Annotated in this window: 9 protein-coding genes; 2 read left to right on the top strand and 7 right to left on the bottom strand. The window is 59.9% G+C overall.

Annotated elements, in window-relative coordinates; translation table 11 throughout:
- Position 1: 1 nt before the first annotated feature.
- Together BXA01_RS11385 and pilB are read right to left on the bottom strand one after the other, a co-directional pair.
- A complete protein-coding gene (locus tag BXA01_RS11385) occupies positions 2-1,219 on the bottom strand; it encodes a type II secretion system F family protein (RefSeq protein ID WP_076564147.1) in 1,218 nt (405 codons plus the stop codon).
- A 2-nt stretch (positions 1,220-1,221) separates the two neighbouring features.
- The gene (pilB, locus tag BXA01_RS11380; protein ID WP_076564146.1) at positions 1,222-2,922 is read right to left on the bottom strand and encodes a type IV-A pilus assembly ATPase PilB; all 1,701 of its coding nucleotides are present in this window, start codon (positions 2,920-2,922) and stop codon (positions 1,222-1,224) included.
- Between the two features lie 226 nt (positions 2,923-3,148).
- Here pilB and BXA01_RS11375 point away from each other — a divergent pair, with 226 nt between their 5' ends.
- The gene (locus BXA01_RS11375) at positions 3,149-3,565 is read left to right on the top strand and encodes a pilin (protein WP_056790436.1); all 417 of its coding nucleotides are present in this window, start codon (positions 3,149-3,151) and stop codon (positions 3,563-3,565) included.
- A gap of 294 nt (positions 3,566-3,859) precedes the next feature.
- The gene (locus tag BXA01_RS11370; protein ID WP_076564145.1) at positions 3,860-4,213 is read left to right on the top strand and encodes a BON domain-containing protein; all 354 of its coding nucleotides are present in this window, start codon (positions 3,860-3,862) and stop codon (positions 4,211-4,213) included.
- Positions 4,214-4,477: 264 nt separating this feature from the next.
- Here the strand turns inward: BXA01_RS11370 and BXA01_RS11365 are convergent, their stop codons facing one another.
- The 5 genes from BXA01_RS11365 to pgi form a co-directional block, all read right to left on the bottom strand.
- Positions 4,478-4,777 carry a DUF2845 domain-containing protein gene (locus tag BXA01_RS11365; protein WP_076564144.1) on the bottom strand — a complete coding sequence of 100 codons (300 nt, stop codon included), beginning with the start codon at positions 4,775-4,777 and terminating at the stop codon, positions 4,478-4,480.
- A complete protein-coding gene (locus BXA01_RS11360; protein ID WP_076564143.1) occupies positions 4,774-7,725 on the bottom strand; it encodes a DUF748 domain-containing protein in 2,952 nt (983 codons plus the stop codon). Before BXA01_RS11360 ends, BXA01_RS11365 begins: the two co-directional genes overlap by 4 nt.
- Before the next feature lie 222 nt (positions 7,726-7,947).
- Positions 7,948-8,964 (bottom strand): class I SAM-dependent rRNA methyltransferase, encoded by a 1,017-nt coding sequence (locus tag BXA01_RS11355; protein WP_076564142.1) that lies wholly within the window; start codon positions 8,962-8,964, stop codon positions 7,948-7,950.
- Between the two features lie 135 nt (positions 8,965-9,099).
- On the bottom strand, positions 9,100-11,037 hold the full coding sequence (gene acs / locus BXA01_RS11350; protein WP_076564141.1) for an acetate--CoA ligase: 1,938 nt from the start codon (positions 11,035-11,037) through the stop codon (positions 9,100-9,102).
- A gap of 201 nt (positions 11,038-11,238) precedes the next feature.
- Complete coding sequence (gene pgi / locus BXA01_RS11345; protein WP_076564140.1) at positions 11,239-12,903, bottom strand: glucose-6-phosphate isomerase; 1,665 nt, start codon at positions 12,901-12,903, stop codon at positions 11,239-11,241.
- Positions 12,904-13,064: the final 161 nt, after the last annotated feature.

The raw sequence follows: 13,064 nt of genomic DNA, 5'->3' as shown, positions 1-13,064 counted from the left end.
GTCAGATCGCTGAGCCGAGTTGGAAGATCGGCAGGTACATGGCCACCACCAGTCCACCGACGATGACCCCCAGCACCACCATGATGAACGGCTCCATCAGGCTGGTGAGGTTGTCGACCATGTTATCGACTTCCGCTTCATAAAAACCGGCGACCTTGTCGAGCATGTCATCCAGCGCGCCCGATTCCTCGCCGATGGCGGTCATCTGCACCGCCATATTGGGAAACACACCGGTGCTGCGCATCGAAAAATTCAGCTGCATGCCGGTCGAGACGTCCTGCCGCACGCGCAGCACCGCGCGCTTGAACACCACATTGCCGGTGGCACCGGCGACCGAGTCCAGTGCTTCGACCAGCGGCACACCGGCGGCGAAAGTGGTCGACAGGGTGCGGGCAAAACGTGCGACGGCGGACTTGTACATCAAAGTGCCCACCAGCGGCAGCTTCAGCAGCCAGGCATCGCGACGGTCGCGCAGGGCCTGGGATGTCTTCAACGCGTGGCGAGTGCCGAAAAACGCTGCCACCAGCGCAAAAAGAATCGCCCACCACCACTGCTGCATGAACTCCGACAGGCTGATGATCATCAGGGTGAAGCCCGGCAGTTCGGCGCCGAACCCGGAGAATACCGACTGGAACTGCGGCACCACTTTGACCAGCAGAATGCCGGTCACCACCGCCGCCACCAGCACCACCGCAGTAGGGTAAGTCATGGCCTTCTTGATCTTGGCCTTGAGCGCTTCGCTTTTTTCCTTATAGGTCGCGACCCGTTCGAGCAAAGTGTCGAGGGCACCGGACTGTTCGCCGGCGTCGACCAGGTTGCAGTACAACTCGTCGAAGTATTGCGGTTTCTTGCGCAGGGCCGTGGCGAAGCTGTTACCGGCGGCAACTTCCTGTTTGACCTCGTCGACCAGTTTGCGCATGGCCGGGTTTTCGAAGCCTTCGCCGATGATGTCGAAGGACTGCAACAGCGGCACACCGGCCTTCATCATCGTTGCCATCTGCCGGGTGAACAGGGCGATGTCCTGCGGTTTGATGCGTTTGCCCAAGGTCAGCAGGGACGCGGATTTCTTGCGCACCTTGCCCGGGTTGATCCCCTGTTTGCGCAGCTGCGCCTTGATCAGTGCGGGGTTCTGCCCGCTCAACTCGCCCGTGACCTTGCTGCCTTTGCGGTCGGTGCCTTCCCAGGCGTAAACGCTGACTTTCGCTGCCTTGACCGCCATGTTCAATCCTTGGTGACCCGGTTGATTTCCTCAAGGCTGGTGATGCCTTGCATGGCCTTGTGCAGCCCGGAGGTGCGCAGATCGGCGAAACCGTCGCGGCGCATCTGAATATCGATTTCCAGCGAATTGCCCTCGGCCATGATCAACCGTTGCAGGTCCGGTGTGTTCTTTACCACTTCATAAATCCCCACGCGTCCTTTGTAACCGCCGTTGCAGTGATCGCAACCGACCGGCTCGTAGATCGTGAAATGGCCGATGCGTTCCTCGGGGAAGCCTTCCTTGAGCAAGGTCTCGTGCGGGATGTCCAGCGGCCGCTTGCAGTGCGCGCACAATTTGCGCGCCAGCCGCTGGGCGATGATCAGGCTGACCGAGGTGGCGATGTTGAAACCGGGAATGCCCATGTTGTGCAGGCGCGTGAGGGTTTCCGCCGCGCTGTTGGTGTGCAGGGTAGATAGCACCAGGTGGCCGGTCTGCGCAGCCTTGATCGCGATCTCGGCGGTTTCCAGGTCGCGGATCTCGCCGACCATGATCACGTCCGGGTCCTGACGCAGAAACGAGCGCAGCGCCTGGGCAAAGTCCAGCCCTTGCCGAGGATTGACGTTGACCTGATTGATGCCTTCCATGTTGATTTCCACCGGGTCTTCGGCGGTGGAAATGTTGATGTCGACGGTGTTGAGGATGTTCAGCCCGGTGTACAGCGACACGGTTTTACCGGAACCGGTGGGGCCGGTGACCAGAATCATCCCTTGCGGCTGTTTCAGCGCGGCCAGGTACAAGGCCTTTTGTTCGGCCTCGTAACCCAATGCGTCGATGCCCATTTGCGCACTGGACGGGTCGAGAATCCGGATCACCACTTTTTCGCCCCACAGGGTCGGCAGGGTGTTGACGCGAAAATCGATGGATTTGCTTTTCGACAGGCGCATCTTGATCCGCCCGTCCTGGGGCTTGCGTCGTTCCGAAATGTCCAGACTGGCCATCACCTTCAAACGTGCGGCAATGCGCCCGGCCAACTGGATCGGCGGCTTGGCCACCTCGCGCAGCATGCCGTCGGTGCGCATGCGCACCCGATAGTTTTTTTCGTAGGGTTCGAAATGCAGGTCGGAAGAGCCGCTCTTGATGGCATCGAGCAGCATTTTGTGCACGAAGCGCACGACCGGGGCGTCGTCGGCATCGAGGCCGCCGATCACGTCCTGTTTGTTGTCATCGATGGACTCGACGTCGAGGCCGTCGAGATCGACATCGGCCATTTCTTCCAGACCCGAGGCGTGGCTGTCGAAGAACTTGTCGATGGCGTCGCTGAGTTTGTCGTCCTCGACCAGAATCGCTTCGGTGCTCAGGCCGGTGCTGAACTGGATGTCGCTGATCGCCTGCTGATTGCTCGGGTCGGAAAGGCCCACGAACAGTTTGTTGCCGCGCCGCCACAAGGGCAGGGCGCAATGCTGACGAACCAGTTTTTCACTGACCAGGCCCTTGGGCTGAGTCTCTTTGTCGAGGCAATGCAAATCGATCAGGGCCATGCCGAAATGTTCCGAGGCGATCTCGGCAATTTGCCGGCTGTTGACCAGTTTGTTGTGCACCAGGTAATTGACCAGCGACACGCGATTGCGCTGGGCCTGCGCCCAGGATTGCCGGGCGCTTGTTTCCGTGAGCAGTTCGGCCTGGACCAATTGCTTGGCCAGACCGCTCAGAGCGATGTCATTCATGGGGATTCCGCACGCTTGCCGTTCATGACTTATAGCCTAGTCAAGTGACAGCGCCAAACACGGCCGGTGCAGGTGACAAAAAGTGTCAGATAGTGCGGTTGCGGGTTGTAGGAAACGGCGCAGGAAATTGCGCGCGCCCAGCAGGCGGGGCCTGAAAGGCGTTGGCATGGGCTGTGCTGAGCCTTGTTCAGATCATGAGATTTCGACTCATGCATGGAGCGTGTCTATGAAAAAACAACAAGGTTTTACATTGATCGAGCTGCTGATCGTCGTGGCGATCATTGGCATTCTGGCGACTATCGCCCTGCCTCAGTATTCGAAGTATCAGGCGCGGTCGAAGGTGACCGCTGGGATTGCGGAAGCATCAGCTCTTAAGGTCAATTTTGAAGACGTGATCAATGCCGGATCGACTGACCCGAGCATTACCAACGTGAACGGCGGCACAGCGGCCACGCAGAATTGCACGTTGGCGGCCTCCGGAAAAGTCGCCGATGGGACGGGTACTATTACTTGTACGCTGCTCAACGCTCCAGCGCCTGTTCTCGGCCAGACCGTAACGCTGACACGCAGTCCTACCACTGGCTGGACCTGTAAGTTCTCCGGCTCGAAAGAATATACAACTACGAGCTGCCCGGGCGTTTGACACGCACCTGCAACTTAAAAAGCTCCGCAATTGCGGAGCTTTTTATTATGCAACGGTTTTTAAAAGCTCCAATAATTTCAGCAGCTTATGAACTTTCCAAAAAACCGCAACTTGCATGTGATTTTCACGCACGTCATGCATTTTGCATGAAAATGGAAATCAGAGTTTTTCATAACTGTTTGTTTTTAAACGATTTTATGCGGTCGAAAAAGTTGGCACAGCGTTCGCAATATCTCCGGTAACCCTGCTGACAAGCGTTACAGCAGACTTCCAGTAAAAACAGGAGTTACTCGTATGAAGAAGTTCGCTATCACTGCCGCTGCTACCGCTCTGACCCTGACCATGGCTGGTGGCGCTTTCGCCCAGTCCGCTCAGGCTACCCAGTCGCCAATGGTTCTGGCTGCCGGTGAAGTTACCGAGGCTAAAGAAGCTACTTCCGACACTTGGATCACCACCAAGGTCAAAGCTGACCTGGTTACCGAAAAAGGCATTCCAGGCACCGACATCAAAGTCGAAACCAACAAGGGTGTAGTTTCCCTGTCGTCGACCACTGCGGTAACCGAGTCGCAGAAAGAAGTCGCCGTAGGCATTGCCAAGAAAATCAAAGGCGTTAAAGCGGTCTCCGCTGACGGCCTGAAAGCCGAGTAAGGCAAGACTTCTCGCCTGAACCGGGAGAAGACGCGACAGACGGGCCGAGCAATACGTCTGCCGCAACTTTAGAGTTCATGCGAACGGTCACACGGATGTGACCATTACAGGCCCCGGCACTTGTGTCGGGGCCTGTTCTATTTTGGGCAATACCAATGTGGGAGCGAGCCTGCTCGCGAATGCGTAGTGTCAGCCGACAAGTTCGTCAGTAGACAGACCGTATTCGCGAGCAGGCTCGCTCCCACAGGGTTAATTTCGTTCGGCTTAATTGCCGCGTTTGCTGTTGATCTGCCGCAGGCGATTGCCTTCGAAGCGCAGGTATTGATACATGCCGTTGTTCGGCCCGTAGGTCCATTCCTCGACCTGGAACTCTTCGCGGCGATTGGCACTGCGCTTGTAGCCGAGCGCATCGCGACTGACCGGCTCGCCACATTTTTGCAGCACTTCGCTGGCGCGGTCGCCGAGGCTGATCAACTGGCTGCCGCAGCGCAATGTATCCGAAGCCGACGCGTGGCCGGCGGCGCACGTCAGAGCGAGCACAGCCAGCCAGTTACGCAGGGTCATTCGGCATCCAGGTGCATTTGCGTGACCACGCGGCCGTCGCTTTCGGCCTCGCCGAGGTTGGCGTCGATGAAGTACACGCGGTCATCTTCGAGCTTGCCCTTGTCGACCAGGTAATCCTTGATGGTGCTGGCGCGATCCTGGCCCAACTGTCGCAACAGCACCTCGCTGCCACTCCAGAACGCGATCACGCCCTGGCGCATTTTCGCCGTGCGCTCTTCCTTGCCCAGGTCTTTCCATTCTGCCGGTGGCTGGGTTTTCAGGCGGGTGCGGTAGATGCCTTCGAGCAACGCGCCTTTCTCGCTTTCGGGCACTTGCAGCAGCGAGGCCTGGGCCGGAACTTTGTCGCCACGGCGCTGGAGCATCTTGTAGTAGTTGTATTGGTATTCGCGTTCCAGACGTTGCTCGGCGAGCAGTGGCCCATCGCTGCTCTTCGCGGCAGTGCCTTCGATTTCCAGGCGCAGCGCCGGACGTTCCTTGAGCGCTTGCGACAGTTTCACCAGCGCCGCTTCGGCGTCCTTGCTCAGATCGCTGGAGCCCGGCGCGAAGGACACCGTGCCGAGGTCTTCGGAGCCGCCGCCACTGACCAGCCCGCCGATCATCTTGAACGGCGCGGCGGCGGCTTTGACGATCAGATTGCGCAGGGTCTGCCAGACGATCGGCATCACGCTGAACTGCGGATTGTTCAGATCGCCGGTCACTGGCAATTCGATGGAGATCTTGCCGTCGACGTCCTTGAGCAGAGCAATCGCCAGCTTCAGCGGCAGACTCACCGCATCAGGGCTGTCGACTTTCTCGCCCAGTTGCAATTGCTCGACGACGACTTTGTTGTCGGCTTTCAATTGGCCCTTGGTAATCAGGTAGTGCAGATCTAGGTTGAGCCGGCCTTTGCGGATGCGGTATCCGGCGAACTTGCCGGAGTAGGGCGTCAGGGTCGTCAGTTCGACGCGCTTGAAACTGGTGGCGATGTCGAGACTGGCCATCGGGTCGAACGGATTGACCGCACCCTTGATGGTCACCGGCGCATAACGGTCGACCTTGCCTTTGATATCGACGCTGGCCGGTTTTGCCTGACGGCTGTCGATGGTGCCGATCTGACCGTTGAGCTGCTGCACGGCGGTGGCGAAATTCGGCGTCAGGCTGAAGTCGGCGAAGTTGGCCGAGCCGTCGTTGATCGCAATCGCACCGATGTGAATGCCCAACGGTTTGTCCTTGCCAGCCGGTTTGGCTGCGGTGCCTTTTGCACCGCTGTCGGCCGGTTGCGGGATCAGCAGGTCGTCGACGTTGGTGCTGCGGTCGTCGTTGATCATGAAACGCACATACGGCTGCAACAGGTTGACCTTGTCGATCGACAGGCTGTCGCCGTGCTGATAGTTGATGCCGTCGACCACGACTTGCTGCCATTTGAGGAAGTCGCGGGTCTTCAGCGTATCGAGGGTGTGCAGTTGATCAATCTGCGCGCGGCCGGTGACGCTGAGGGCCAGTGGCTCGGTGCTCTTCAGGTTGACCTTGAGGTCACTGCCGAGCATGCCGCTGCGCAGTTCCAGACGAATGAACGGGTTGATATAGGACTGCGCGACACGCAAGTCGACGTCTTGGGTTTTCACGTTGAGCTGTGCGTTGACCGGGGCCAGATTGACCGTGCCGTCGGCGCTGATCTTGCCTTGCTTGCCCAGACCGCTGTCGAGCTTGAGCTTGAAAGGCGAGCCGTTGAGGCTGTCGAAATCCTGCAGGTCGACGTTCAGCGGGGTGATGTCCAGCGCCACCGCCGGTTGCGCCGAGCGGTCGGCGAGATGAACCGTGTAGTTGCGCAGTTGCACATCTTTGACCAGCACCTGCCATGGCTTGCTCGGTGCGCTTGGCTCAGGTTTCGGCGAGTCGGCGGCGGCAGGTGTTTCCGCCGGTTCGGCAGCGGCTTTGGCAGCCGGTTTCGACGGTTGGCTGGCGAACAGCTTCTGCCAGTCCAGTTGGCCGTCGGCTTCCAGCGCCGCCCAGGTTTCCAGTTTGTTGCTGCGGATCTTGCCGACCACCACTTGCTGCTTGGCCAGGTCCAGCGAGGTTTCGCTGACGTCGAGGCGTTCGAGCCTGGCCAGCGGACGTCCGTCCGGGGCCTTGATGGCGAACGGCGCAATGCTCACCGCGACGTTGCTCAGCAGCAGTTCGGTCTGTTTCGACAGGTTGAGTTTGTACTCGGTGCTGAGGCTGACCACGCCGTTTTCCAGCACCAGCGGCACGGCGTCACGCACGTATGGCCAGAAGGATTTCATCTGGCCATCGGTGACTTTCAGGATGCCTTCGGAGGTGAACGGGATCAGGCTGAAATTGCCGGTCCAGTCGATCCGCCCGCCAGCGGGGCCGATGGCGACGAGGGTCATGTCGGCGCTGTCCTCGGGCAGGGTGCTGAGGTTTTTCAGCTCGAAACTGAGGTCGTCGTAAAGAAATTCGATCGGCTCGCTGGGCCGCATATCCTCGAAATGCACCACGCCGCCGGCCAGTTTGATGTTGTCGATACGCAGCGGGAATGGCTTGGCGTCGGGATCGGCGGGTGTCGGCTCGCTCGGCGGCACGTTGAACAGGCCCAGCAGGTTGAGCTTGCCGTCCTTGGCGAAGAGGATTTCGCTTTTGGGTTTGTCCAGTTCGATGTCGGACAGGTGCAGCGCTTTGGTCCACAGGCTGTCGATTTGCAGGTTGGCATAGAGGCGGTCGAAGCCGACCTGCTCCTTGCCCGGCTCGCCGATCACCAGGCCCCACAGGGTGACCTCAAGGCTGAAGGGGTTGAGTTCGATGCGCTGCAGATGCGCCGGCACCGTCGCGTAATTGGCCAGTTGCTGGTTGGCCACGCGCAAGGCAATGCCCGGCAGGATCAGAAACCCCAGCAGGCTGTAGAGGGCCAGGGCTGTCAGCAGTGCGCCAATCGCGCGAATCAATCCTTTGGGCATGTGCGGCTTCATCTGTCTGAATCGGAGTGCCTTGGAGTATGGCACGCGATTCTGGTTCCGAAGTGCTTGATGTGGGACAGGATTGTTCAGAAATTTCTGTAGGAATAGATCTCCCCGGTGGGAGCGAGCCTGCTCGCGAATGCGCTGGTTCAGTGAAAAACAAGTCGACTGACACTGCGCTTTCGCGAGCAGGCTCGCTCCCACAGGGGAATGTAATCGCTCATGCTTGAGGGATTAGAGCTGCAAAATCAGTGTCTTCAACGGTGGCTGCTGGTCCCGCGAGGGGAAGTCGGCACCCGGGGTCATCACGCTCCATTCGCGCACCGGGCGGCCGGCCTTTTCGGCGCAGCGCAGCACTTGTTCGCGCCAGTCGTCCATGCTGACTTTCGCCAGGTTGTTGCAGCAGATCAGTACGCCATTGTCGGCGGTGGTCAGCAGGGCCGGTTTGAGCAGGCTTTGATAATCGCGTAGCAGGTCGACCGTGCCAAATGCGCTTTTGGCCCACGCCGGCGGATCGAGCAGGACCAGATCGTATTGGCGCTGTTCGAGGCGCTGATAGCTCGGCAGCTTCTGCCCGCGCCGCACGCTGATCGGCAGGCCGGCGAGTTGGCGGATTGCCGGGAAGTAATCGGACTGAATGAATTGCATCTCCGGCAGTTGCGGGTTGAGCAATCCATTCTCGCGACCGACCGCCAGATTGCCCTCGGCAAAGTCCAGGTTGCACACCTCGCGCGCACCGCCGGCCGCCGCACTGAGGCCAACACCACAGGTGTAGGCGAACAGGTTGAGCACGCTTTTGCCTTGCGCGTGATCCTTGACCCAGCCACGGGTGTTGCGCAGGTCGAGGAACAGCAGCGGATCCTGCCCGGCATGACGCCCGCGCACGCGGTAGTTCAGGCGCCATTCATGCCCGACCAGATCCGCCAGTGCGGCGTCATCGGCTTTATAGATGCTGTCCTCGCGATCGATCCGCGAGTTGCCACGGGAGCGGTCGTTGTAGACCAGCAGGCTGTCGAAGCCCAGGGTCTGGTTGACCATGGCGTGCAGTTGCAGCAGGTCGTCACGTTCGAGCGTCTGGTGAAAACTCTGCACCAGCAGTTGCGGGCCGTAGCGGTCGATGGTCAGCCCGCCGGCACCTTCCTGGCTGCCGTGGAACAGCCGATAGCAATCGGTGCCCTGGCTGTGCAGCGCAGCGAGCAGGTCCTGGCGTTGATCGAGGGCGGCGCGCAGCGCCTGATTCAAGGAAGACATGCGGGCGCCTTGCTGAAAAAACGCGAAGCTTAGCAGTCGGGGAGCTACAAGCGGCAAGTTTCTAGCTGCAAGCTAAAAGCGAAAAGCTGCGCGGACCGCTTTAGCTTGCAGCTTGTAGCTAGAAACTTGCAGCTCTCAAGTATTGAGCCGCTTGTCGACGAGGTCCTGCACCACACTCGGATCAGCCAGCGTCGAAGTATCGCCAAGGCTGTCGAGCTCATTGCAGGCAATCTTGCGCAGAATCCGCCGCATGATTTTGCCCGAACGGGTCTTCGGCAATGCCGGCGCCCACTGGATCAGGTCCGGTTTGGCGAAGCTGCCGATCTCCTTGCTGACATGCGCCAGCAGGTCTTTCTTCAGCTCTTTGTTGGCCTCGGTGCCGTTCATTGGCGTGACGAACGCGTAGATGCCCTGGCCTTTGACGTCGTGGGGATAACCGACCACGGCGGCCTCGGCGATGCTGTCGTGCAGCACCAGGGCGCTTTCCACTTCGGCGGTGCCGATGCGGTGCCCGGAGACGTTGATCACATCGTCGATGCGTCCGGTGATCCAGTAATCGCCGTCCTCGTCACGGCGGGCGCCGTCGCCGGTGAAGTAATAGCCGGGGTAGGGTTTGAAGTAAGTGTCGATCATCCGCTGCGGATCGCCGTAGACGCTGCGAATCTGCGCCGGCCAGCTGGATTTGATCGCCAGCACGCCGCTGCCGGCGCCTTTGATTTCCTTGCCGGCTTCGTCGAGCAATACCGGTTGCACGCCGAACATCGGTTGCGTCGCGCAGCCCGGTTTGATCCGTTGCGCGCTGACCAGCGGGCTGAGCATGATGCCGCCGGTTTCGGTCTGCCACCAGGTGTCGACGATCGGGCAGCGCTGTTCACCGACGGCATTGAAATACCATTCCCACGCTTCCGGGTTGATCGGCTCACCGACGCTGCCGAGCAATCTGAGGCTGGCGCGCGACGTTTCCTTCAACGGTCCGGCGCCTTCGCGCATCAGCGCGCGCAGGGCGGTGGGTGCGGTGTAGAAAATGTTCACCTTGTGCTTGTCGATCACCTGCCAGAAGCGCGAACTGCTCGGGTAGCTCGGCACGCCTTCGAACATCAGTGTGGTCGCACCGTTGGCCAGCGGCCCGTAGACGATGTAACTGTGGCCGGTGACCCAGCCGACGTCGGCGGTGCACCAGAACACTTCGCCGTCGCGGTAGTCGAGCACATATTTGAAGGTCATCGCCGCTTGCAGCAGATAGCCGCCGGTGGTGTGCAGCACGCCTTTGGGTTTGCCAGTGCTGCCGGAGGTGTAGAGGATGAACAGCGGATCTTCGGCGTCCATCGGTTCCGGCGGGCAGTCGTCGCTGACCTCGCGCACGGCCTGGTGGTACCAGAGGTCACGGCCTTCGACCCAATCGACCTGGCCCTGAGTGCGCTCGACCACCACGACGGTGCTGACGTTCGGGCAACTTTGCAGGGCTTTGTCGACGTTGTTTTTCAGCGGCACGAAGCGGCCGCCACGCACGCCTTCATCGGCCGTGATCACGGTACGGCAGTCGGCGTCGAGGATTCGATCACGCAAGGAGTCCGGAGAAAATCCGCCGAACACCACCGAATGAATCGCACCGATTCGCGCGCAGGCGAGCATGGCGTAGGCGGCTTCTGGGATCATCGGCATGTAGATGCACACCCGGTCGCCTTTCTTCACGCCACGGCTTTTCAGCACGTTGGCCAGACGGCAGACGTGGTGATGGAGTTTGTTGTAAGTGATCTGCGCCGATTCGGCGGGATCGTCGCCTTCCCAGAGCAGGGCGGTCTGCTCACCGCGTTGCTTGAGGTGACGGTCGATGCAGTTGTAGCTGACGTTGAGCTTGCCGCCGGCAAACCAGGCGGCTTCTCCGGTTTTCAGGTCATAGCGCTGAACGGTCTGCCACGGCGTGCTCCAATCGAGGAAACGCGTGGCCTGCTCGGCCCAGAAGGCGCTGGGGTGTTCAATCGATTCGCGGTACAGGCGCCGATACTCGTCCTGGCTCAACTGAGCGGCCTGGCGCACGGCATCGGCTTTGGGGAACGTGCTGATATCGAACATGACGGTTCCTTATTCTTGTGGTGCGACACGAATAAAGATGCGCCGAGCGCTGCACAGGTTCAAGTCATGCGCCAAAACAACTGTGGGAGCGAGCCTGTTTGCGAAGGCGGAGTGTCAGTCAACGAAGGTGTTGAATGACGAACCGCTTTCGCGAGCAGGCTCGCTCCCACAGGGGAACAGCGTTGTGCCGGAAGGCTTTTATCAGCCGCGATGGCGCCCGCGGAAGTAGTTGATCAAGCCTTGAGTCGAGGCATCGTCAGCCACGGTCTCGTCGCTACCGACCAGACGGTTGTAGACGCCTTTGCCCAATTCCTTGCCCAGTTCCACACCCCACTGGTCGAAGGCGTTGATGCCCCAGACCACGCTTTGCACGAATACTTTGTGCTCATACATCGCAACCAGCGCGCCGAGGCGACGCGGGCTGATGCGTTCGACCACCAGGGTATTGCTCGGACGATTGCCCGGGATCACCTTGTGCGGCGCGAGTTTGCGCACGTCGTCTTCGTCCATGCCTTTGTCGCGCAGTTCGGCTTCGGCTTCCGGCAGGGTCTTGCCGAGCATCAGCGCCTGGCTCTGCGACAGGCAGTTGGCGTACAGCCACTGGTGGTGGTCGGAAACCGGGTTGAAGCTGACGATCGGCACGATGAAGTCGGCCGGGATCAGTTGGGTGCCCTGGTGCAGCAACTGGTGGTAAGCGTGCTGACCGTTGCAGCCGACGCCGCCCCAGATCACCGGGCCGGTATCGGTCGACACCGAGGTGCCGTCCTGACGCACGCTCTTGCCGTTGGACTCCATGTCCAGCTGTTGCAAGTGCTTGGTGATGTTGCGCAGGTAGTGGTCGTACGGCAGGATCGCGTGGCTCTGCGCACCCCAGAAGTTGCCATACCAGACGCCCAGCAGGGCCAGCAGCACTGGCATGTTCTGTTCGAACGGCGCGGTCTGGAAATGCTGGTCCATGGTGTAGGCACCGGACAGCAGTTCCTTGAAGTTGGACATGCCGATCGCCAGCGCAATCGGCAAACCGATGGCCGACCACAGCGAGTAACGCCCGCCAACCCAGTCCCACATCGGGAAGATGTTTTCTTCGCGGATCCCGAAGGCCACTGCTGCGGCGTTGTTGCTCGACACAGCGATGAAGTGGCGATACAGCTCGGCTTCCGAGCCGCCCTGTGCCAGGTACCAGGCGCGTGCGGCCTGCGCGTTCTTCAGGGTTTCGAGGGTGTTGAACGACTTCGACGAAACGATGAACAGCGTGGTCTCGGCGCGCAGTTTCTGCGTCAGCTCGTGGAATTCGCTGCCGTCGATGTTTGCCAGATAGTGGCAACGTACGCCTTTCTGCGCGTAGGACAGCAGAGCTTCGGAGACCAGCTCAGGACCGAGGAACGAGCCACCGATACCGATATTGACCACGTCAGTGATCGGCTTCTCGGTGTAGCCACGCCACAAGCCATCGTGAATGCGGCCGACCAGATCGGTGATCTGGTTCAGCACCTTGTGCACTTCCGGCATCACGTTGACGCCGTTGACCGACAATTTGTCGCCGACCGGGCGGCGCAGGGCGGTGTGCAGTGCCGGGCGGCCTTCGGAGGCGTTGACAATTTCGCCGTCGAACAACGCTTTGATCGCGCCCTTCAGATCGACTTCATTGGCCAGGCCCACGAGCAGATTGCGGGTCTCGGCGTTGATCAAATTCTTCGAATAATCGAGAAACAGACCGCAGCTGCTGAGGGTGAACTGATTGAAACGCTGCGGATCGGCGTTGAAGGCTTCGCGCATGCTGAAATCCTGCATGGCTTGGCGGTGATCTTTCAACGCTTGCCAGGCGGGCAGAGCGGTAACGTCGTGAGGAGTGCGGTAGTACGCCATCGCTGCGGTTTTCCTTTTTACTTGAACGGCCTTTTGAACACGGTACAGATCAACCACGGGTTTTTAGCGCATGGGATCAACTGCGTCGAAACGAGATCTGGACACAGGGCGAATACAGTAAACCTCGCGCTGCGTTCTGTCTTGACTTTGTCTGACCAGAT

Source organism: Pseudomonas sp. B10 (genome assembly GCF_900156235.1).
Classification (GTDB): Bacteria; Pseudomonadota; Gammaproteobacteria; order Pseudomonadales; family Pseudomonadaceae; genus Aquipseudomonas; species Aquipseudomonas siliginis.
This window is presented reverse-complemented; position numbering and strand designations above follow the sequence as displayed.

What these genes read in the sequence shown, in the direction of transcription:
- BXA01_RS11385 (WP_076564147.1), bottom strand. Translation starts at nt 1,219, where the DNA reads ATGGCGGTCAAGGCAGCGAAAGTCAGCGTTTACGCCTGGGAAGGCACC.
- pilB (WP_076564146.1), bottom strand. Translation starts at nt 2,922, where the DNA reads ATGAATGACATCGCTCTGAGCGGTCTGGCCAAGCAATTGGTCCAGGCC.
- BXA01_RS11355 (WP_076564142.1), bottom strand. Translation starts at nt 8,964, where the DNA reads ATGTCTTCCTTGAATCAGGCGCTGCGCGCCGCCCTCGATCAACGCCAG.
- BXA01_RS11370 (WP_076564145.1), top strand. Translation starts at nt 3,860, where the DNA reads ATGAAGAAGTTCGCTATCACTGCCGCTGCTACCGCTCTGACCCTGACC.
- BXA01_RS11365 (WP_076564144.1), bottom strand. Translation starts at nt 4,777, where the DNA reads ATGACCCTGCGTAACTGGCTGGCTGTGCTCGCTCTGACGTGCGCCGCC.
- pgi (WP_076564140.1), bottom strand. Translation starts at nt 12,903, where the DNA reads ATGGCGTACTACCGCACTCCTCACGACGTTACCGCTCTGCCCGCCTGG.
- BXA01_RS11375 (WP_056790436.1), top strand. Translation starts at nt 3,149, where the DNA reads ATGAAAAAACAACAAGGTTTTACATTGATCGAGCTGCTGATCGTCGTG.
- BXA01_RS11360 (WP_076564143.1), bottom strand. Translation starts at nt 7,725, where the DNA reads ATGAAGCCGCACATGCCCAAAGGATTGATTCGCGCGATTGGCGCACTG.
- acs (WP_076564141.1), bottom strand. Translation starts at nt 11,037, where the DNA reads ATGTTCGATATCAGCACGTTCCCCAAAGCCGATGCCGTGCGCCAGGCC.